The organism is Streptomyces sp. NPDC024632 (assembly GCF_055559175.1).
In genome coordinates this window covers 1-19414 of sequence record NZ_JBVHLD010000032.1, presented here as the reverse complement: position 1 = coordinate 19414, position 19414 = coordinate 1, and the positions used below count along the sequence as shown (strand labels likewise).

At 72.6% G+C, this 19414-nt stretch carries 20 protein-coding genes; 12 read left to right on the top strand and 8 right to left on the bottom strand.

Features of this window, described 5'->3' with window-relative positions:
• Positions 1–2: 2 nt before the first annotated feature.
• Positions 3–1022 (bottom strand): alpha/beta fold hydrolase, encoded by a 1020-nt coding sequence (locus tag ACZ37P_RS37980; RefSeq protein WP_355348620.1) that lies wholly within the window; start codon positions 1020–1022, stop codon positions 3–5.
• Positions 1023–1205: 183 nt separating this feature from the next.
• Between ACZ37P_RS37980 and ACZ37P_RS37975 the strand changes: the two genes are divergently transcribed.
• From ACZ37P_RS37975 to ACZ37P_RS37960, 4 genes are all read left to right on the top strand, one after another.
• Positions 1206–1472: a hypothetical protein gene (locus ACZ37P_RS37975; protein ID WP_355348617.1), complete on the top strand. Its 267-nt coding sequence runs from the start codon at positions 1206–1208 to the stop codon at positions 1470–1472.
• Positions 1473–1626: 154 nt separating this feature from the next.
• Complete coding sequence (locus tag ACZ37P_RS37970; protein ID WP_467351036.1) at positions 1627–2268, top strand: TetR/AcrR family transcriptional regulator; 642 nt, start codon at positions 1627–1629, stop codon at positions 2266–2268.
• Positions 2269–2423: 155 nt separating this feature from the next.
• On the top strand, positions 2424–2654 hold the full coding sequence (locus ACZ37P_RS37965) for a DUF3107 domain-containing protein (RefSeq protein ID WP_188281577.1): 231 nt from the start codon (positions 2424–2426) through the stop codon (positions 2652–2654).
• A 137-nt stretch (positions 2655–2791) separates the two neighbouring features.
• Complete coding sequence (locus tag ACZ37P_RS37960) at positions 2792–3070, top strand: hypothetical protein (RefSeq protein ID WP_355348609.1); 279 nt, start codon at positions 2792–2794, stop codon at positions 3068–3070.
• Positions 3071–3162: 92 nt separating this feature from the next.
• Here ACZ37P_RS37960 and ACZ37P_RS37955 read toward each other — a convergent pair whose 3' ends face one another.
• Positions 3163–3891, bottom strand: a complete 729-nt coding sequence (locus ACZ37P_RS37955) for a ferritin-like fold-containing protein (RefSeq protein ID WP_355348606.1) — start codon at positions 3889–3891, stop codon at positions 3163–3165.
• Positions 3892–4420: 529 nt separating this feature from the next.
• Between ACZ37P_RS37955 and ACZ37P_RS37950 the strand changes: the two genes are divergently transcribed.
• The 3 genes from ACZ37P_RS37950 (at position 4421) to ACZ37P_RS37940 (ending at position 7866) form a co-directional block, all read left to right on the top strand.
• Positions 4421–6586: a DEAD/DEAH box helicase gene (locus ACZ37P_RS37950; RefSeq protein ID WP_467351048.1), complete on the top strand. Its 2166-nt coding sequence runs from the start codon at positions 4421–4423 to the stop codon at positions 6584–6586.
• 134 nt (positions 6587–6720) lie between these two features.
• Entirely contained in the window at positions 6721–7632 is a 912-nt protein-coding gene (locus ACZ37P_RS37945; protein WP_355348603.1) for an alpha/beta fold hydrolase, read from the top strand.
• Between the two features lie 93 nt (positions 7633–7725).
• Entirely contained in the window at positions 7726–7866 is a 141-nt protein-coding gene (locus ACZ37P_RS37940; RefSeq protein WP_355348600.1) for a hypothetical protein, read from the top strand.
• A gap of 112 nt (positions 7867–7978) precedes the next feature.
• Here ACZ37P_RS37940 and ACZ37P_RS37935 read toward each other — a convergent pair whose 3' ends face one another.
• From ACZ37P_RS37935 to ACZ37P_RS37920, 4 genes are all read right to left on the bottom strand, one after another.
• Positions 7979–8587, bottom strand: a complete 609-nt coding sequence (locus ACZ37P_RS37935) for a MarC family protein (RefSeq protein ID WP_188284666.1) — start codon at positions 8585–8587, stop codon at positions 7979–7981.
• 212 nt (positions 8588–8799) lie between these two features.
• A complete protein-coding gene (locus tag ACZ37P_RS37930; RefSeq protein WP_355348596.1) occupies positions 8800–9657 on the bottom strand; it encodes a PHP domain-containing protein in 858 nt (285 codons plus the stop codon).
• 672 nt (positions 9658–10329) lie between these two features.
• Positions 10330–10968 (bottom strand): DUF6758 family protein, encoded by a 639-nt coding sequence (locus ACZ37P_RS37925; protein ID WP_355348593.1) that lies wholly within the window; start codon positions 10966–10968, stop codon positions 10330–10332.
• A gap of 113 nt (positions 10969–11081) precedes the next feature.
• Positions 11082–11675: a suppressor of fused domain protein gene (locus ACZ37P_RS37920; RefSeq protein WP_355348590.1), complete on the bottom strand. Its 594-nt coding sequence runs from the start codon at positions 11673–11675 to the stop codon at positions 11082–11084.
• Between the two features lie 376 nt (positions 11676–12051).
• On the opposite strand from ACZ37P_RS37920, the gene ACZ37P_RS37915 reads away from it, so the two are divergent.
• Positions 12052–13188, top strand: coding sequence for a magnesium and cobalt transport protein CorA (locus tag ACZ37P_RS37915; RefSeq protein ID WP_355348587.1), 1137 nt, complete (start codon positions 12052–12054; stop codon positions 13186–13188).
• Positions 13189–13236: 48 nt separating this feature from the next.
• Here the strand turns inward: ACZ37P_RS37915 and ACZ37P_RS37910 are convergent, their stop codons facing one another.
• On the bottom strand, positions 13237–14196 hold the full coding sequence (locus tag ACZ37P_RS37910; RefSeq protein ID WP_467351031.1) for a DMT family transporter: 960 nt from the start codon (positions 14194–14196) through the stop codon (positions 13237–13239).
• Positions 14197–14397: 201 nt separating this feature from the next.
• Between ACZ37P_RS37910 and ACZ37P_RS37905 the strand changes: the two genes are divergently transcribed.
• The gene (locus ACZ37P_RS37905) at positions 14398–14913 is read left to right on the top strand and encodes a hypothetical protein (RefSeq protein WP_467351028.1); all 516 of its coding nucleotides are present in this window, start codon (positions 14398–14400) and stop codon (positions 14911–14913) included.
• A gap of 14 nt (positions 14914–14927) precedes the next feature.
• Here ACZ37P_RS37905 and ACZ37P_RS37900 read toward each other — a convergent pair whose 3' ends face one another.
• Positions 14928–15653 carry a hypothetical protein gene (locus ACZ37P_RS37900; protein WP_355348581.1) on the bottom strand — a complete coding sequence of 242 codons (726 nt, stop codon included), beginning with the start codon at positions 15651–15653 and terminating at the stop codon, positions 14928–14930.
• 186 nt (positions 15654–15839) lie between these two features.
• Between ACZ37P_RS37900 and ACZ37P_RS37895 the strand changes: the two genes are divergently transcribed.
• The 3 genes from ACZ37P_RS37895 to ACZ37P_RS37885 are packed head-to-tail and all read left to right on the top strand — an operon-like array spanning position 15840 to position 19169.
• A complete protein-coding gene (locus ACZ37P_RS37895; protein ID WP_391052866.1) occupies positions 15840–17273 on the top strand; it encodes a magnesium transporter MgtE N-terminal domain-containing protein in 1434 nt (477 codons plus the stop codon).
• Positions 17260–17979, top strand: coding sequence for a DUF1003 domain-containing protein (locus ACZ37P_RS37890; protein ID WP_401725646.1), 720 nt, complete (start codon positions 17260–17262; stop codon positions 17977–17979). The genes ACZ37P_RS37895 and ACZ37P_RS37890 overlap by 14 nt, the downstream gene beginning before the upstream one ends.
• 32 nt (positions 17980–18011) lie before the next feature.
• The gene (locus ACZ37P_RS37885) at positions 18012–19169 is read left to right on the top strand and encodes an Mrp/NBP35 family ATP-binding protein (RefSeq protein ID WP_355348575.1); all 1158 of its coding nucleotides are present in this window, start codon (positions 18012–18014) and stop codon (positions 19167–19169) included.
• The last annotated feature ends 245 nt before the right edge of the window (positions 19170–19414 follow it).

The following is a 19414-nucleotide window of genomic DNA, read 5'->3' as shown; positions in this document are numbered from 1 at the left end:
GATCAGCTCCCGGTCGCCTCGGCGCCGGCGGGCCCCGCGTCCGTACGGCCCCGGCCGTCGTCCTCGGCTTCCGCGACCTCGTCCTGGAGATCGCGGAAGCCCCGGGCCACCAGCTCGGGGTGCTCCATCATCGCCACATGGCCGCCGTCGGGGATGACCAGCAGCCGGGAATCGCGGAAAGCCCTGGCCGCCCGGCGGGCGACCTTGACCGAGACGAGCTTGTCCCGGCCTCCGTACACGAGCAGCGTAGGGGCGAGGACGCGCTCCGCCTGCCGCCACAGCGAATGCTGGCCACCGAGCGTGTACGCGTCCACGATCCCACGGGTGGAACGCACCATGACGTCCCAGAAATACGGCAGTTCGATCCGCCGCTGGTATTCGGCGACCGCGTCGGCGCGGGCCTGCTCGCCGACCACCCCCGGGTCGCCGTAACAGAGCGCCAGCAGCTCCTGGGTCCTGCGCTCGGCCGGCCAGTTCCTCGTCGCGCGCAGATACAGCGCGGGGACGCCGGGCACCGAGAGCAGCCCGGTGGGCCAGGCGGTGCGCTGCGGCGGCAGCTCGGGGAGCGCGGGCGAGACCAGGGTGAGGGTGCGGACCAGGTCCGGCCGGGCGGCGGCGACCTTGACGGCCACCGCGCCGCCCAGCGAATTCCCGAAGAGGTGGACCGGGCCGCGCCGCTCGGCCTCCAGCAGCCGGACCACCGCCCGCGCGTGCCCCGGAATCGAGTAGTCGCCGTCGTCGGGCGGCGGGGAATGGCCGAATCCCGGCAGGTCCAGCGCCTGTCCCGCGACCCGGTCGGCCAGCGCGGCCATCAGCGCCGACCAGTTCTGCGAGGAGCCGCCGAGGCCGTGCACGAAGAGCGCGGGCGCCGTCCCCGGCCCGTCCGTACCGCGCGATCTGACCACCAGGGTGAGGCCGGGCAGGCTCGCCGTGTGCACCGATTCCCCCGGGGCGAGCCGCGGCCCGGGCGGGAGTACGACCGCCGGTTCTGCGGCCGTCTGGGGAACGTCGGTCGAGGGCATGGATGAATGTTACGAGACGATCACGCGTACGACCGCGTGTTCGCGGTCACAAGAACCTCCGCAAGGGCCGGAAGCCGCCACGCGCTCCGAGGGGCGCGCGCCGCACACCGCGGCCGGGAAGCCGCCATGCACGCGCCTGCCCGGCCGCCTAGGCTCAAGGGTGAGGCAAGAGAAGGAGGGGCCATGTCCGAGAACACCGGGAACGGTAGCGGGGACATCGAACGCTTCGAGCGTGAGGCCGACGAATTCGACGCCGCCCAGATCGCCCGCGACACCGATCTGGATCTGGAGGCGCCGGAGGCCGACACCGCGGAACAGCACGCGGAACTGCTCCAGCAGCACGACGAACCGATCATCGCGCGCCCCTCCCACCAGGTGGAAGAGGCGGATCCGGCCGACGCGGCGGAGCAGCGCAGGGTCGTCGCGCCGGACGAGGACGACTACCGCTGACGGTCGCCGCTCACCGACGGATTCCGCAGGCGCTCTCGCGCGGAGGTTCCAGGTAGTGAGAATGTGCGACCGCACGGCGCACAGGGTCGTTACTGAAAAGTACGATGGCCATCGCAGTGTTCTATCGTTCCTCACTTCAGATTTGGGAGGCGGCGTGACAGCCATCGAGCAAGCTCAGGCGAGGCCGCGCGGCACACGCCTGCCCCGCCGGGCCCGACGTGAACAATTGCTGGGCGCGGCCCAGGAAGTCTTCGTGGCGCAGGGTTACCACTCGGCCGCGATGGACGACATCGCCGAGCGGGCCGGCGTGAGCAAGCCCGTGCTCTACCAGCACTTCCCCGGCAAGCTGGAGCTCTACCTCGCGCTGCTCGACCAGCACTGCGAATCCCTGCTGCACTCGGTGCGGACCGCGCTGGCGTCCACCACGGACAACAAGAAGCGCGTCGAGGCCACCATGGACGCGTACTTCGCGTACGTCGAGGACGAGGGCGGCGCCTTCCGGCTGGTCTTCGAGTCCGACCTGACCAACGAGCCCGCGGTCCGCGAGCGCGTCGACAAGGTCTCGCTCCAGTGCGCCGAGGCGATCAGCGAGGTCATCGCGGAGGACACCGGGCTCTCCCGCGACCAGTCGATGCTGCTGGCCGTCGGCCTCGGCGGTGTCTCCCAGGTCGTCGCCCGCTACTGGCTGGCGAGCAAGAGCACCGTGCCGCGCGACACCGCGGTGGGCCTGCTGACCTCCCTGGCCTGGCGCGGTATCGCCGGATTCCCGCTGCACGGCGCGGAGGGCCACCACTGAGGCGGTGCCCCGCCGCCCGTCCGCGTCGCCCCGGGCCTGTTCGCTCACGGCGTTGCCGAGGTACGGATTTCCACCGGCCGCTCCGGGCTAGTCTTTGCTGCGTACGGCGCGAAACCAACCGCGCACACCGCCAGACCATCGGAGGTATCCAAGCCGTGGAGGTCAAGATCGGCGTGCAGCACGCGCCGCGCGAGATCAACATCGAGAGCGCGCAGTCCGTCGCGGAGGTCGAGCAGGCCGTCGCCGACGCGCTGTCCGGCGCCTCGAAGCTGCTGAGTCTGACGGATGAGCACGGCCGCAAGGTCCTGATCCCCGCCGACCGGCTCGCGTACGTGGAGATCGGCGAGCCGTCCGCCCGCAAGGTCGGTTTCGGCGCTTCGCTCTGAACGTCCGGCCCTGAAAGGGGCCGAAAGGGCGGCAACCGGTGCAACCGGTTGCCGCCCTTCGTTTTGTCCCGGCCTCCACAGGGGTAGGACCAGAGCGCACCGGTCCGTACCAGCCGTACCACCGGAAAGGGATCACGATGCTCTGGGAAGCCGTCGCCTACGTCGCCCTCGGGCTCGGCGCCGCCTACGCCGCCGCCCGCCTCTTCCCGCTCCGGCTCCCGTTGAGTCCGCTGCTGCTGGCCACAGGACCGATCGCCGCGCTGCTCGGCGGCCTCGTCACCCGCACGATCGTCGGCCCCGGCCACCCGGAGGCGACGCTGCCCGCCGCGCTGGCGGTGGGGGCGGCCATGCTGAGCGTCCTGGCCCGCCCGCCGAAGCGTGGCCGCCACGCCAAAGTGACCGCGTCGAGCGTCTGACGCGGCCACCGGCGTCCTCAGGAGTCGTGACGGGACCGGCCGTGACGGGGCGGAGAGTTTCGCGGTGAGGCGTTACGCGGTGTTACGTGGTGTTACGCGGCCAGGCCCAGCGCGGCCATCCGCTTGGTGTGCGCCTCGGTGATCCGCGAGAACATCCGTCCGACCTCCGCGAGGTCGAAGCCGTCGGCGACCCCGCCGACGAGCATGGTGGACAGCGCGTCGCGGTCGGCGACCACCCGCTGCGCCTGCGACAGGGCCTCGCCCATCAGCCGCCGCGCCCACAGCGCGAGCCGCCCGCCGACGCGCGGCTCGGCGGCGATGGCGGCGCGCACCTTCTCCACGGCGAAGGTCGCGTGCCCGGTGTCGTCCAGCACCGCGAGCACCAGCGTGCGCGTATCGGTGTCGAGCCGGGCGGCGACCTCGCGGTAGAAGTCGGAGGCGATGGAGTCGCCGACGTACGCCTTGACGAGCCCTTCGAGCCAGTCCGAGGGCGCGGTCTGCCGGTGGAATTCGTCGAGCGCGGCGCCGAAGGGCTGCATCGCCTTGTTCGCCGACTCGCCGATCTCGGTGAGCCGGTCGCGCAGCCGCTCGAAGTGGTGGAATTCGGCGGCGGCCATCGCGGCCAGCTCCGCCTTGTCCTCCAGGGTCGGCGCGAGTTTCGCGTCGTCCGCGAGCCGTTCGAAAGCGGCCAGCTCGCCGTACGCCAGGGCCCCGAGCAGATCGACGACGGCGGCCCGGTACTGCGGGTCCGCGGACGCGGCGGTCCAGTCCTGGGCGGCGATTCCGGTGGCGGGCGTGGTGTTCTCGTCAGGCGTCTCCATGCTGGGCACAATAGCCAAGTCGGAGCGGCCCGTACGCACCCGTGCGGTGATCTTCGCGGGGCCGGTGACAGGCCGATGACGTGCCGGTGCCGTCCCGAACGAAACATTTGATCGGGTGCAGCTACGTGTTTCCGGGGTAGAGTGGTATTGCACCCGCCGAAAATCGGCTTGCTTCCGATCCTCGGCGGGCGACGTATGCAACACCTGGATGCCCGGTCGGTGGCCCGATCGGCTCCGACACCGACCGCCCTCCTGACATCGGGAGGGGCCCACTCGCGACACGAGCGAGGGCAGCGGTCCCGCGCTGCACAGCCGCCCACGGCTGTACGACACCTCTGCGCGGTCAGTGACCGGCGTCGTCTTTTCCGCGACACGGCCGCTCGACCCCCCTCGCCGCACAGTGCCGCGTCTCACAGAAGAGGCAAGCATCCTGTCCACCACCACGACTTTCCGCAGTCTCGGCATCCTGGCCGAGACCGCCGAGGCCCTTGAGGCCGTCGGCATCATCACCCCCTTCCCGATCCAGGAGATGACGCTCCCGGTCGCCCTCGCGGGCAACGACGTCATCGGCCAGGCCAAGACCGGCACGGGCAAGACCCTCGGTTTCGGTCTGCCGCTGCTGGAGCGCGTCACCGTGACCGCCGACGTCGAGGCCGGGCGCGCCACCGCCGACCGGCTCACCGACGCCCCGCAGGCCCTGGTCGTCGTCCCCACCCGCGAGCTGTGCCAGCAGGTCACCAACGACCTGCTGACGGCCGGCAAGGTCCGCAACGTACGCGTGCTCGCGATCTACGGCGGCCGGGCGTACGAGCCGCAGGTCGACGCGCTCAAGAAGGGCGTCGACGTGATCGTCGGCACCCCGGGCCGCCTGCTGGACCTCGCGGGCCAGAAGAAGCTCGATCTCAAGCACATCCGTTCGCTCGTCCTGGACGAGGCCGACGAGATGCTCGACCTGGGCTTCCTGCCCGACGTCGAGAAGATCATGGGCATGCTGCCGGTCAAGCGGCAGACGATGCTGTTCTCCGCGACCATGCCCGGCGCCGTGATCAACCTCGCCCGCCGCTACATGTCGCAGCCCACCCACATCCGCGCCACCGCGCCGGACGACGAGGGCGCGACCGTCGCGAACACCACGCAGCACGTCTTCCGCGCCCACTCGCTGGACAAGGTCGAGCTGGTCTCGCGCATCCTCCAGGCCGAGGGCCGCGGTCTCGCGATGATCTTCTGCCGTACGAAGCGGACCGCCGCCGACGTCGCCGAGCAGTTGGAGAAGCGCGGTTTCGCCTCCGGCGCGGTCCACGGCGACCTCGGCCAGGGCGCGCGCGAGCAGGCGCTGCGGGCGTTCCGCAACGGCAAGGTCGACGTGCTGGTCTGCACCGACGTGGCCGCGCGCGGTATCGACGTCGAGGGCGTCACGCACGTCATCAACTACCAGACGCCCGAGGACGAGAAGACCTACCTCCACCGCATCGGCCGCACCGGCCGCGCGGGCGCCTCGGGTATCGCGATCACGCTGGTCGACTGGGACGACATCCCGCGCTGGCAGCTCATCAACAAGGCGCTGGTGCTGTCCTTCAACGACCCGGAGGAGACGTACTCGACGTCTCCGCACCTCTACGAGCTGCTGGGCATCCCGGTCGGCACGAAGGGGATACTGCCTCGGGCGGACCGGACGCGTGCCGGTCTCGACGCCGAGGTCGTCGAGGACCTGGGCGAGACCGGTGGCCGCGGCGCCCGCGGCAACGGCCGTCGGCCGGCCGGCGGCAAGCCCGCCGCCGCGCCCGTCGAGGACCGCCCGGCCCGTACGCGCACCCCGCGCCAGCGCCGCCGCACCCGCGGTGGCGAGGCCGCGTCCGGTGCGGCCCCCACGTCGGCCGTCGGCGCCGAGGCCGTGGAGTCCGCCGTCGCGGTCTCCCAGCCCGGTACGGACGAGGTGGCCGCGCCCCGCACCCCGCGCCGCCGTCGCCGTACGCGCGGCGCCGCTCCCGAGGCGGTCGCCGTGGAGACGGTGACGGCTGTCGAGCCGGTCCCCGCCGCTCCGGTCGCCGAGGAAGCCCCCAAGGCACCGCGCCGCCGCCTGCGCAAGGCCGTCGCTGAGCCGGTCGGTGCGCAGACTCCGGCCGCCGCCGCGGTGACGCCGGTGGTCGAGGAGGAAGCGCCCAAGGCCGCCCGCCGCCCAGCACGCCGCTCGATCCTCAACGGCGAACCCGAGGAGACCACCGCCCCGGTCACCCCGGTCGCGGACGAGGCGCCCAAGACACCGCGCCGCCGCACCCGCAAGGCGGTCACCGAGACGCCCGCCGCGGTGACCCCGGTGGTCGAGGAGGAAGCGCCCAAGGCCGCCCGCCGCCCAGCACGCCGCTCGATCCTCAACGGCGAACCCGAGGAGACCACCGCCCCGGCCACCCCGGTCGCGGACGAGGCGCCCAAGACACCGCGCCGCCGCACCCGCAAGGCCACGACGGCCGTCACCGCCGAGGTGCCCGCACCCGCGGTCGCGCCGGAGGCGGAGAGCACCGCGGACGCGCCGAAGCCGGTGCGCAAGCGGGCGCCCCGCAAGACCGCCGCCGCCGCTGCCGCGGCGGTCGAGGTCGCCGAGGTACCGGCTCCCGCCACCGCGGGGGACGAGGCGCCGAAGACCCCGCGCCGCCGTACCCGGAAGGCGGTCGCCGCGACGGCCGCGGACGAGGGCTGACCTCGGCCGTCTCCGCCGCCGCACCCGTACGGACGAACGCCCCCGGCCCCTCGGCCGGGGGCGTTCGCGTGCCGGGGACACCGGGATCGGGCGGAGGCAACCTGTCGGACATATGCACCGCGTAATCTCGGTTCATGAGCCGACCCACTGCCCTGGATCTGCCGGAGAACGTGTCCGCCCATCGGCTGGAGACGGCCCGCGGATCCTTCGCCGTACTCGACGCCTCCCCCGCCCCCGACGCCCCGCCGCGCGGCACCGCGCTGCTCGTGCCCGGCTTCACCGGCAGCAAGGAGGACTTCCTCCCGCTGCTCACCCCGCTGTCGGCGGCCGGTTTCCGGGTGGTGGCGGTGGACGGCCGCGGCCAGTACGAGTCGGGCGGCCCGCGCGAGGAGAGCGCCTACGCGCAGGGCGAGTTGGCGGCCGACGTGGTCGCGCAGACGGCGGCGCTCGCGGCGGCCGGCGGCGGCGGCCCCGTGCATCTGCTGGGCCATTCGCTGGGCGGTCTCGTCGTGCGGGCGGCGGTGATCGACCAAGGTCCCGGCGCGTGGGCGTCGTTGACGCTGATGAGCACGGGTCCGGGTGCGATCTCCGAGGAACAACAGACCCGCACCCAGTTGTTGATCGATGTGCTGCCGGTGATGGATCTGGAGGCCGTCTGGCAGGCGATGCGGTCGATGGACGCGGAGAACGGCGAGCAGCCGGACACCCCGCCCGCCGTCGAGGCGTTTCTGCACCGCCGCTGGGTGACCACGCTGCCAGAGCAACTCGCTGTCACCGCACGGCAGTTGATGGACGAGCCGGACCGGGTGGACGAGCTGGCCGCGGCCGGTCCGCTGCCGAAGCTGGTGATCTCGGGCGAGGTCGACCATGTGTGGCCGCCGTCGTGGATGGACGCGATGGCGACTCGGCTGGGCGCCGAGCGCGCGGTGATCAAGGGCGCGGAGCACTCGCCGAACACCGAGCGTCCCGCCGAGACGGCGGCGGCGCTGATCGCCTTCTGGACCGGCGGCGCGGGGGACGACGGCACAAGCCTTACCGGTGAGTAATTAGATCGAGAAAGTGTTTCTTTAGTCTAGGGAATGTTTTCGAGGGGGTGTTGGTTGACTACACATGTAACGAGCGACGAAGGGAGAAGCCCCATGCGCTTCGAGATCATGCGACTCGACGACCGAAACGGCAACGCCGTGGACAGCACCGTCGTGGACGCCTCCGCCGTCAACAAGATCGTGCAGCAGGCCGCTGCCATAGGCCAGCGCATCTACATCCGCCCCGCGGACTGACGACGCCACAGGGCCTGGCCCACCGCATCGGCGCCCCGTACATGAAGACGTACGGGGCGCTTTCGCGTGTCCGGGGGCCCGGCGGGGGCCACGGGAGGGGCCGCGGCAGGGCTCAGCCCTCGCCGTGGATGAAGCCGAAGATGCCGTTGGCGACCTGCTGGACGGCGATGGCCGACAGCAGCATGCCCGACAGCCGGGTCACCAGCACCACACCGCCCTCCTTGATCAGCCGGATGATCGCCAGCGAGTACCGCATCGTCAGCCACAGCACGGCGTGCATCGCGATGATCGCCACCCACACCGACATCTGCTGACCGAACCCGTCCGCGTGCTGCACCGCCAGGATCACGGTCACGATCGCGCCGGGGCCCGCCAGCAGCGGCATCCCCAGCGGCACCAGCGCGACGTTCACGTCCTTCGTCTGCGTCGGCTCGTCCGCCTTCCCGGTCAGCAGATCCAGCGCGATCAGCAGAAGCAGCAGCCCGCCCGCCACGCGCAGCGCGGGCACCGACACATGCAGATAGTCGAGGATCTGCTGGCCGCAGATCCCGAACACCGTGATCACCCCGAGCGCCACCAGCGCCGCCTGCCACGCCATCCGGCGCTGCACCTTCGTGGCGCGCCCCGAGGTCAGCGCGAGAAAAATGGGCGTGATACCGGGCGGATCCATGATCACGAAGAGCGTGACGAATACCGACCCGAAGAGGGTGACGTCGAACATGGGGCGACTTTCTGGTGAGGGGGGCGGGGCGGGCTGCGCCCGGCAGACGGCGTGTGAGGGGGGACGGGCCCACCGGGCCGCGGCCACGGGGAGGCCGTCAGCCGACGTCACCTCCGCACGGGTGGCTGGGGGCCGGAAAACGCACCGCGCCGCAGGCGCGGGAGGGGGCCCCGGGGGCTCCCCGAAGCGAGGAGCCGGGTCACGTAGGGGCGCTAGACGGCGCTGATGGGCACCGCGCCCGTCGCCCGCCGGGCGATCTCGCGGTAGACCTCGGGGTCGGTGACGCAGTCGCCGAGACGGCAGGTCTTACGACTGCCGTGATAGTCGCTCGACCCGGTGGCCAGCAGCCCCGTCTCGGCCGCGAAGGCCCGCAGCCGGGCCCGGGTCGGGGCGTCGTGGTCCACGTGGTCGACCTCGATGCCGTCGAGCCCGGCCGACGCCAGTTCCGCTATCACCGACTCCGGTACGGTCTCGCCGCGCTTGTGCGCGCCGGGGTGCGCGAAGACGGTGACGCCGCCCGCGCCCTTGACCAGCCGTACCGCGTCGAAGGGGTCCAGCTCGTGTTTGGGTACGTAGGCCCGCCCGGCGTTCGTCAGCCAGTCGTCCGTGAAGGCGTCGGAGACGGTGGGGACCACGCCCAGCTCCACCATCGCGGTCGCGATGTGGGGGCGGCCGACGGAGCCGTCCCCGGCGATGGCGGCCACCCGCTCCCAGGTCACAGGCACGCCCAGCTCCTGGAGCTTCGCCACCATGGCCCGCGCCCTGGGCACCCGGTCGTCCCGTACCAGCTCCCGCTCCCGGTACAGCTCCGGCTCCTCCGGGTCGAACAGGTACGCCAGCATGTGCATGCTGATCCCGTCGATCCGACAGGACAGCTCCGCGCCGGTGACCAGCGTCAACGGCACCGTCAGCGCGCGCAGCGCCGCCGTCGCCTCCGCGTATCCGCCCACCGTGTCGTGGTCCGTCAGCGCCACGACGTCCAGACCGGCCCCCGCCGCGTTCCGCACCAGCTCGGCGGGCGCGTCGGTGCCGTCACTCGCGGTGGAGTGAGCGTGCAAATCAATCCGCACCGGGGCGCTCCGCTGGGCAGTAGTGTCTTCTCGGCCAGCCGCCAGCATAAGCCTTCCCCCCACCCCACCCGCCGCTGCTCCGCCACCCCCCGCCCCTGACGGGGCGCACCGTCTTTCGTCCGGGCGGCGAGCCGATCTTTCAAGGGGCGCGGGCCTGTGCTTGATCTGCGGCTGCCGCCGCGCGGGCGCGCTCAACCACCACGCTCCCGCACGTCACCACCCGCCCCAGCGGGGCAATCCGGTAGTCCCCGGACCACCAGCCGGTGATGGGTTACCCGCGCCGTTCCCCGCGCCCCTGACGGGGCGCACCGTCTTTCGCCCGGACGGCGAGCCGATCTTTCAAGGGGCGCGGGGAACTGCGCCACCAGCCACCACGCTCCCGCACGACACCACCCGCCCCAGCGGGGCAGACCGGTTGTCCCCGGACCACCCGCCGGTGAGGGGTTCGCCCCTGACGGGGCGCACCGCCTTTCGCCCGGACGGCGAGCCGATCCTTTAAGGGGCGCGGGGAACTGCGCGCTCAGCCGAAGCGCTCCCGCAGGTCACCACCCGCCCCAGCGGGGCAATCCGGTAGTCCCCGGACCACCGGCCGGTGGGGGCTCGCCGCGCCCCCGGGGGGGGACCGACTTGCGCAAGGCGGGGGTACGGGTGGGGGTGGCCCCCCGGGAGGGGCTAGGCGAGGAGGCGGGGGGAGAGGGCCCCGCAGGGGAGCATGTCGACCTCGGCCCCGGCGTCGCGAAGGTCGGTGAGGACGAGCTCGTCGTACATGAGGAGCCCGGTCTGCTCGGGCCAGACGATGGCCCAGAGCCAGAGCCCGCGGGCCTCGCCGGCGAAGACGACACGGTCGTCGGGAGCGCCGTTGACGTGCCAGAGCGGCGTCGGCCGCCCGGCGGCGAGCACCTTGGCGTGCGGAGGCTTGTCGACGCACATGCCGGGCCCCGGATCGGGCCCGGGAATCCCGGCGTGACGGGCGCCGAGCCCGACGCCCAACTCCTCGGCGATGAGCATGAGTTCACCGGGTCCGCCGAGCGGACCGGGTCCCGAGCAGGCCACGGCGGTGGCCCGCCCGCCGCTGCGGTCGTCACCCGCGGCGGCGACACCGGAGAAGAGCCAGCCGACCGGCAGGGGCCACGGCATCCAGACGGGCACCTGGGCGCGGTGCACCACGACGCCGAGCGCCTCGACGCTCGGGGGCACGACGGGTTGCAGCGGATACACGGTCCCGTGCTCGTCGCACTGCCAGGAGTCGGCGAAGAGGCCGGGCGCTCGCACCCTGCCACCGCACTTCGGGCAACTGGGTTCGCCCCTCATAACGACCAACGGTCCTCCGGGTCCGTGCCCCCGTCAAGGACGATCACCCAGGTGGTTCAGCGACACCACGCGCCTGGCGGAGCGCGGGACGCGACCGGGACCGGCGGCCCGGATCAGCCGAGGGCCACGGCCCCGCGCAGCGGATCGCGCAGGTCCGTGCCGTGCGAGAGCCAGCGTTCCTGGAGGGCGGCGGCGCCGTGCACCCGCTTCCAGGCGGCCTCGGTGTGGGTCATCGGCAGCAGCGGCAGGAAGCGGACGGGGTCGGGCGCCGGGTCGAGGGCGTCGAGCACCAGATCCTCGACCAGGCCCCCGCCCTCGGCGACGAGCACGGCGGAGAAGGGCGCGCCCGGCCAGAGCGGCTCGCCGACGTCCAGCGAGTTGCCGGGGGCGACGACGACCCCTTCGACCTGCGGAGAGGCGCCGAGTACGGCGAGCGGCCGCAGCACCTTGTCGGTTTCGGCCACACCGGCGCGTACCGACAGCAGCAGTTCGGCGCGCGGGCCGCGTACGGGATCGGCGACGGTGGCGAGAGGCTCGTTCATGGGCTGCGCCGACATCCCGAGGGTGGCGTATCGCAGCAGGTCACCGTCGCGGTAGCGGAGCACTTCGATGCGGTCGACGCCGAGGAACGTCACGGCGGCGCGCGCGTCCGGCGCGCCGAAGGCGGAGCGCAGTCGCGCCTCGACCAGCGTCAGGAGATCACCCATGCGGCGAGCATAGATCGCGTATGGAACCGGCCAAGCGCGGTCGAGCGGGCACGCGGACGCGCTAAGGTGGGGTGTTCATATACGACATCCCCCAGCGGGGCATGGCCGGAGGAGGTGGGGACTGCAGTGGATCCGAGTCGACCGTGCAGTACCGGCAGCTCTTCCGAACGCCGTCCCGTGATGTGAGCCTGCGCGCTACTTACCCGGCCCTTGTGCCGTGAAACGCGTGACCTCACGATCCTCACGATCTGCCCGCGGAGCGAATCCGCGTCGGAAGAGCGCCCTGAACTGCCTGGTGATCAGCCAGTACTGATCCCGTCCTGATCAGCATTCAGTGCGGCGTGATGCCGTCGGCCAGTCCGTGAAGGAGCTTGCCATGTCGATGATCCGTGATCTGCGCGCTGTCGTACGCCCCGCGCTGCGCAAGAGCACCGCGTCCTACGACTACGGGCCGACTCACGACGTCTCCGCCGCCGGCAGCGCGGTGGTGGACTGCGCGGTCTACCGCGACGGCGTGCGGTGCAGCGACACCGTCGGTCTCAGCGAGGCGCTGGCGAGCGTGCGGGCCGGGCGCAGCGGCGAGCAGTGCGACGGGCGCGACGGCTTCGTGTGGATCGGTCTGCACGAGCCGACCGAGCAGGAATTCGCCGGTATCGCCCAGGAGTTCGGCCTGCACCCGCTGGCGGTCGAGGACGCGGTCCACGCCCACCAGCGGCCGAAGCTGGAGCGGTACGACGACTCGCTGTTCACGGTCTTCAAGACGATCCGCTACGTCGAGCACGCCGAGCTGACCGCCACCAGCGAGGTGGTGGAGAGCGGCGAGGTGATGGTCTTCACCGGCCGGTATTTCGTGATCACCGTGCGGCACGGCAGCCACGGTTCGCTGCGCTCGCTGCGGCACCGCCTCGAGGACGACCCCGAGCTGCTGGCCAAGGGCCCGTCCGCGGTGCTGCACGCCATCGCCGACCAGGTCGTGGACGACTACCTGGCCGTCACCGAGGCCGTGCAGGACGACATCGACGAGGTCGAGATCGACGTCTTCTCGGCCGAGAACGGCAAGCCGTCGCGCGGCGGCGACGCGGGCCGGATCTACCAGCTCAAGCGCGAGGTGCTGGAGTTCAAGCGCGCGGTGGCGCCGCTGCTGCGGCCGATGCAGGTGCTCGGCGAGCGGCCGATGCGGCTGATCGACCCGGAAATCCAGAAGTACTTCCGCGATGTCGCCGACCACGTGGCCCGCGTCCACGAGCAGGTCATGGGCTTCGACGACCTGCTCAACTCGATCCTCCAGGCCAACCTCGCGCAGGCCACCGTCGTGCAGAACGAGGACATGCGCAAGATCACCGCCTGGGCGGCGATCCTGGCCGTCCCGACGATGATCACCGGCGTGTACGGGATGAACTTCGACACGATGCCGGAGCTGCGCTGGAAGTTCGGCTATCCGACCGTGCTGATCGGCATCGTGGCGATCTGTTACGTGATCCACCGCGGCTTCCGGCGCAACGGCTGGCTCTGACCCCGGCTCCGGCTCCAACTCCGGCTCCGACGCGGGTGCGCGCGGCGCTCAGGCGGTCTTCCTGCGGTCGGCGAGGATCACCAGGGCCAGGCCCACGAGGATCACGCAGAGCGCCGGGTAGGCGGACCAGGCCGGGATCTGGCCCAGCCACAGCGCGGCGATCAGCGCCGCGCCCGGCGTCTCCAGCAGGATCGCGGTGGAGGTGGTGGACGGGCCGAGGCCGCGTACCACCCGGTTGAGCAGCGAGTGCCCGAGCAGTTGCGCGACGACGGTGAGGGCGGCGATCTTCAGCCACGTACGGCCGTCGTAGCCGCCGAGCGCGGAACCGGAGACCAGGCAGGTGACCAGCAGGACCGCGGCGGTGGTCGCGTAGCAGACGTAGGTGTACGCGGTCGTGCTCGCGGTCCTGCGCACCTCGGAGCCGAGCAGGACGTATCCGGCGGCGGCGATGCCGCCGCCGAGGGCCAGGGCGTCGCCCGCGAGGGCCCGGGTGTCGGTGGACAGGTCGATGCCGGTGAGGATGACGACGCCCACCACGGCGAGCGCGGTGCCCACCCACACCAGCCGGGGCGGCCGGTGGCCGCGTATCCGCAGGATGATCGTGGTCCAGATCGGCGTGGTGGTGCACAGGGCGGTCGAGGTGGCCACCGAAGTCATCGACAGGCTCGGCAGCCACAGCCCGAAGTGCAGCGCGAGCACGACACCGGCGAGCACCGAGAGCGTCATCGCCCTGCGGCCCATCCGCCGCAGTTCGGCACGGCCCCGCCACAGGGCGAACGGGCTGAGGACGCCGACCGCCATCGCGTTCCGCCAGAAGGCGATGGCGAGCGCGGGCGCGGCCGTCGAGGCGATCAGCGGGGCCGACATCGAGACGCTGGCGATGGCCACGGTGAGCAGCGTGAAGTCCAGCGTCCGCGCGGCGGCGGGCTCGGCGCCCGGCCCTCCCGCGGCGGCGGGCCCCGTACCGGTGTCCGGCAGCGGAAGCGCGGCGGCGGGCTCGGCGGTCACGGGACTCCTCGGGCGGACGCGGTGCGGTGACAGGGACGGCCGCGGGTCGGACACCGGAGCGTCCGACACCGGGGGCGGACACGGCGCCGCGCCCGTCGGCAGCCACCAGCGTAAGGCCCATGGCGGGTCCACGTACCTGTCGGTCCGTACCGTGATACCGGCCGGGGTCCGCCGCCTGTGGCCAGCGCCTAAAGTGGCGGCATGACGACCGCTGTGAGCGCAGAGCAGACCGCCCTCGTCGAGGAGGCCACCAAGAAGTCGGGCCTGGTGTGGGTGGACGGCCAGGCGCTGTGGCACGCGTGGGTGGACGGCGCGATGTGCGTGGTCGGCGGCGGGCCCGTCGAGCAGCCGCTTCCGCCGGGGCTCGCCGACGGCGGGCGCGCCACGGTCGTCGTCCGCAGCAAGGACAAGGGCGGGCGGCTGGTGGCCTGGACGGCCCTGGTCGCCCTGCTGCCGCCGGACGGCGAGGCGTGGGAGGCGGCCGTGGCGGAGCTGAAGGGCAAGCGGCTCAACTCCGTCGACGCCGAGACGGTCACCGAGCGCTGGGCCCGCGACTGCCGGGTCTTCCGGCTGGCGCCCGAGGGCGCTCCCGTCGAGCACCCCGGCGCGATGCCGGACGTCTCCGGCGCGGCGGTCCCGGTCGCGACCCCGGCCACGACCCGGCATCCGGTCCCGGCCGGTCTGCCGAGGCTGCTGGCCCGCCGCCGCAAGGCGTAGCGCACCGGGCCCGGCTACTTCGTCGTCACCGATTTGCCGTAGTCGACCACCGAGGACTTGTTCGGCGCCGCGAGCGTGAAGTCCTCGCCCCAGTCGGAGAGGGTGAGCGTCCCCGCGTTGCCCGCGCGCTGGTAGCGCAGCGGGTAGGGCGTGCCCTTGAGGGAGACGTCCAGCGAGCCGCCCTTGGTGCCGTTGAGGGCGACGGTCCTGGTGTCGCCGACCTTGCGGTGGTCGCCGAGCTTGAGGTCGCCGTCGAGCACGAAGAGGTCGGCGAGCAGCACCTTCTTGTCGGTGAAGCCGCTGAACTGCTTGTACGCGGGGTCGTCGGTGGGCACCTTGACGTATTTGTCGTCGAGCTTCTGGGCGGCGGCCTTGCCGTTCTTGTCGGCGCCCGCGTCGCCGTAGAAGTCGGCGCCCGCCTTGAGGTAGAGGTCGGCGCCGACCCGCAGGAGCTGGAAGGTCGTGCCCTTGGTGGTGACCTCGCCGACGCCGCCGTTGTCCCGCAGCCGCATGTCGAGGCGGAAGCTCTGCCCCTTGCTGATCACCGTGCCCGCCAGGCGTACGGTCGGCGCGGTCTCGGCGGCGGTCTTCGCCTTCTGCTCGACGGTCGCGGGCGGCAGCTTGGCGACGCCGTTGGTGCCCGCGTCGGGGTCGCCGCCGAAGCCGAGGCATCCGGTGAGTACGGTCGCCGCGCACAGTGTTCCGAGAGCGGCGGCTGCGGTCCGGCGGCCGGGATACACGTGTTCTCGTCCTCCTGCGGAGACGGCGGGGGGCACCCCGGACGAGTCCGGGGAGGCGTCCAGAAGCTACCGCACGGTACCCCCGGCGAGCACCCCATGGGGCGGGCAAGATCGGCTGGGAGTAGCCTGGCGACGGATGACGAGTGGACCGGAGCAGCCCTCCGTGGACCGGTAGGAGGCCCCCCGATGGCCGCAGGCAGCCCGCGGGTCTTCGTCTCCCATCTTTCGGGCGTCGCGGTCTTCGATCCGAACGGCGACCAGGTGGGCCGGGTCCGTGACGTCGTGGTGATGCTGCGGGTCGGCGGACGGCCGCCGCGGGTGCTCGGCCTGGTGGTCGAGGTGGTCAGCCGCCGCCGGATCTTCCTGCCCATGACGCGGGTCACCGGGGTCGAGTCCGGCCAGGTGATCACCACCGGGGTGCTGAACATGCGCCGCTTCGAGCAGCGCCCGACCGAGACGCTGGTGCTGGGCGAGCTGCTGGACCGCCGGGTGCGCCTGGTCGCCGAGGACCCGGGGCAGGACGCGGGGCAGGACGCCGGAGGGGACGGCGGGCAGAGTGCGGCGGACGCGAGCGCGGGCGAGTCCGGCGCGGAGGTCACCGTCCTCGACGTCTCCATGACCCAGCTCCCGGCCCGTCGCGACTGGGAGATCGACAAGGTCTTCGTCCGCCGCGGCAGGCCCGGGGCCCTGCGCCGCAAGGGAGCCACCCTCACCGTCGACTGGTCGGCGGTGACCGGCTTCCGGCTGGCCGAGGACGGCCAGGGCGCGGAGAACCTGGTGGCGACCTTCGAACAGCTCCGCCCGGCCGACCTGGCGAACGTCCTGCACCACCTGTCGCCCAAGCGGCGCGGCGAGGTGGCCGCGGCGCTCGACGACGACCGGCTGGCGGACGTCCTGGAGGAGCTGCCCGACGACGACCAGGTGGAGATCCTCAGCAAGCTCAAGGAGGAGCGCGCCGCGGACGTCCTGGAGGCGATGGACCCGGACGACGCCGCCGACCTGCTGGCCGAACTGCCCGCGGACGAGCAGGAACGACTCCTCACGCTGATGCAGCCGCAGGACGCGGCGGGCGTACGGCGGCTGCTGTCGTACGAGGAGCGGACCGCGGGCGGGCTGATGACCACCGAGCCGATCGTGCTGCGCCCTGACGCCACGGTCGCCGACGCGCTCGCCCGGATCCGCAACCCCGACCTGTCCCCCGCGCTGGCCGCGCAGGTCTACGTGTGCCGGCCGCCGGACGAGACGCCGACCGGCAAGTACCTGGGCCTGGTGCACTTCCAGCGGCTGCTGCGCGACCCGCCGTTCACGCTGCTCGCCTCGATCGTGGACACCGACCTCCAGCCGCTGACGCCCGACACCCCGCTGCCGGCGGTGACCAGCTACCTGGCGACGTACAACATGATCTCGGCGCCCGTGGTGAACGCGACCGGGGGGCTGCTGGGCGCGGTCACGGTGGACGACGTGCTGGACCACCTGCTGCCCGAGGACTGGCGCGAGACGGATCTGCACGGCGCGGTCGGGCCGCACGGGCACCACATGACGGACGACGGCACGGACGACGCGGCGGACGACGACGCGCGGGGCGGCATGACGGGGGTGGGCGACGATGGCGGCCGATGACCGCGACCGGGAGCGCTTCCGGCACCCGCCCGGCGCGACCGCCACCTCGCGCCCCCGCGTGCGGCTCGACCAGCCGCGCGCCCCGCGCCGCAGCCTGCTGCCGACGTACGACCCGGAGGCGTTCGGCAAGCTCTCCGAGCGCGTGGCCCGCTTCCTGGGCACCGGACGGTTCATCGTCTGGATGACGGTCCTCATCATCCTGTGGGTGCTGTGGAACATCTTCGCGCCGCCGTCGATCCGCTTCGACAACTACCCGTTCATCTTCCTGACCCTGATGCTGTCCCTCCAGGCGTCGTACGCGGCCCCGCTGATCCTGCTCGCGCAGAACCGGCAGGACGACCGGGACCGGGTCAACCTCGAACAGGACCGCAAGCAGGGCGAGCGGAGCATCGCCGACACCGAGTACCTGACCCGCGAGGTCGCGGCGCTGCGGATGAACCTCGGCGAGGTCGCCACCCGCGACTGGATCCGCTCCGAACTCCAGGACCTGCTCAAGGAGATCGAGGACCGGCAGGCCGGGGGCGGCCACGGCACGAGCCCCGGCGGCAGGCCCAGCGGCGGCAGGACCCACACCAAACGCGGCCCCGAGGCCAGGCGCGGCACGGACGGCGGGCACGGCTCCGGGACGGGCCCCGACTCCGGCCCCGGCTCCGACCCCGGCTCCGACGACGAGGGCAGTGACGAAGGCGACGGCCGGGGGCGCTAAACGGCGCTCGGCCACCGCCGTACCATCGACGTATGGCTACCGACACCGCAGTCTCCACGCCGACCGAAGACGCCGTGCGCGCCGCGCTCGCGACGGTGAACGACCCGGAGATCCACAAACCGATCACCGACCTCGGCATGGTCAAGTCCGTGGACATCGGCGCCGACGGCTCGGTCGCCGTCACCGTCTATCTCACGGTGTCCGGCTGCCCGATGCGCGACACCATCACCAACGCCGTCACGGCGGCGGTCGAGGGCGTCGCCGGGGTCACCTCGGTACAGGTCACGCTCGACGTGATGAGCGACGAGCAGCGGCGCGGCCTGGCGTCGTCGCTGCGCGGCGGGCAGGCGGAGCGCGAGATCCCGTTCGCCCAGCCGGGCTCGCTGACCCGCGTCTACGCCGTCGCGTCCGGCAAGGGCGGTGTCGGCAAGTCCTCGGTGACGGTCAACCTGGCGGCGGCGATGGCGGCCGACGGGCTGAAGGTCGGCGTGGTGGACGCGGACATCTACGGGCACAGCGTGCCGCGCATGCTCGGCGCGGACGGCCGGCCCACCCAGGTCGAGAACATGATCATGCCGCCGTCGGCGCACGGCGTGAAGGTCATCTCGATCGGCATGTTCACCCCCGGCAACGAGCCGGTGGTGTGGCGCGGGCCGATGCTGCACCGCGCGCTCCAGCAGTTCCTGGCGGACGTGTACTGGGGCGACCTCGACGTGCTGCTGCTCGACCTGCCGCCCGGCACCGGTGACATCGCCATCTCCGTCGCACAGCTCGTGCCGAACGCGGAGATCCTGGTCGTCACGACCCCGCAGCAGGCGGCGGCCGAGGTCGCCGAGCGCGCCGGGTCGATCGCCGTGCAGACCCACCAGAAGATCGTCGGCGTGGTGGAGAACATGGCGGGCATGCCGTGCCCGCACTGCGACGAGGTCATCGACGTCTTCGGCTCGGGCGGCGGCGAGCGGGTCGCCGAGGGGCTGACCCGGATGACCGGCGCGACCGTGCCCGTCCTCGGGCAGATCCCCATCGACGTGCGGCTCCGCGAGGGCGGCGACGACGGGCGTCCGGTGGCGCTCAGCCACCCCGAGTCCCCCGCGGGCGCTGCCCTGCGGTCCATCGCGGGCAAGCTGGGCGGCCGTCAGCGCGGCCTGGCGGGGATGTCCCTGGGGATCACCCCGCGCAACAAGTTCTGAGCGCTCGGCGGCCGGGCGGGCGGCCCGGCCGCCGAGCGTACGGGACGGCGGGGGGGGGGGGGGGGGGGGGGGGGGGGGGGGAGGTGGGGGGGGGTGGGGGGGGTGGGGGGGGAGGGGGGGGGGGGGGGGGGGGGGGGGGGAGGGGGGGGGGAGGGGGGGGGAGGGGGGGGGGGGGGGGGGGAGGGGGGGGGTGGCTGGGGGGGGGGGTGGTGGTATGGGGTAGTGTGTTTCCGTGTTTGGGGTCC

Bases quoted from the DNA above. Each gene is read 5' to 3' on its own strand.
- ACZ37P_RS37980 (WP_355348620.1), bottom strand. From the start codon at position 1,022: ATGCCCTCGACCGACGTTCCCCAGACGGCCGCAGAACCGGCGGTCGTA.
- ACZ37P_RS37975 (WP_355348617.1), top strand. From the start codon at position 1,206: ATGTCCGAGAACACCGGGAACGGTAGCGGGGACATCGAACGCTTCGAG.
- ACZ37P_RS37960 (WP_355348609.1), top strand. From the start codon at position 2,792: ATGCTCTGGGAAGCCGTCGCCTACGTCGCCCTCGGGCTCGGCGCCGCC.
- ACZ37P_RS37955 (WP_355348606.1), bottom strand. From the start codon at position 3,891: ATGGAGACGCCTGACGAGAACACCACGCCCGCCACCGGAATCGCCGCC.
- ACZ37P_RS37950 (WP_467351048.1), top strand. From the start codon at position 4,421: ATGACGCTCCCGGTCGCCCTCGCGGGCAACGACGTCATCGGCCAGGCC.
- ACZ37P_RS37945 (WP_355348603.1), top strand. From the start codon at position 6,721: ATGAGCCGACCCACTGCCCTGGATCTGCCGGAGAACGTGTCCGCCCAT.
- ACZ37P_RS37940 (WP_355348600.1), top strand. From the start codon at position 7,726: ATGCGCTTCGAGATCATGCGACTCGACGACCGAAACGGCAACGCCGTG.
- ACZ37P_RS37935 (WP_188284666.1), bottom strand. From the start codon at position 8,587: ATGTTCGACGTCACCCTCTTCGGGTCGGTATTCGTCACGCTCTTCGTG.
- ACZ37P_RS37925 (WP_355348593.1), bottom strand. From the start codon at position 10,968: ATGAGGGGCGAACCCAGTTGCCCGAAGTGCGGTGGCAGGGTGCGAGCG.
- ACZ37P_RS37920 (WP_355348590.1), bottom strand. From the start codon at position 11,675: ATGGGTGATCTCCTGACGCTGGTCGAGGCGCGACTGCGCTCCGCCTTC.
- ACZ37P_RS37915 (WP_355348587.1), top strand. From the start codon at position 12,052: ATGTCGATGATCCGTGATCTGCGCGCTGTCGTACGCCCCGCGCTGCGC.
- ACZ37P_RS37905 (WP_467351028.1), top strand. From the start codon at position 14,398: ATGACGACCGCTGTGAGCGCAGAGCAGACCGCCCTCGTCGAGGAGGCC.
- ACZ37P_RS37895 (WP_391052866.1), top strand. From the start codon at position 15,840: ATGGCCGCAGGCAGCCCGCGGGTCTTCGTCTCCCATCTTTCGGGCGTC.
- ACZ37P_RS37890 (WP_401725646.1), top strand. From the start codon at position 17,260: ATGGCGGCCGATGACCGCGACCGGGAGCGCTTCCGGCACCCGCCCGGC.
- ACZ37P_RS37885 (WP_355348575.1), top strand. From the start codon at position 18,012: ATGGCTACCGACACCGCAGTCTCCACGCCGACCGAAGACGCCGTGCGC.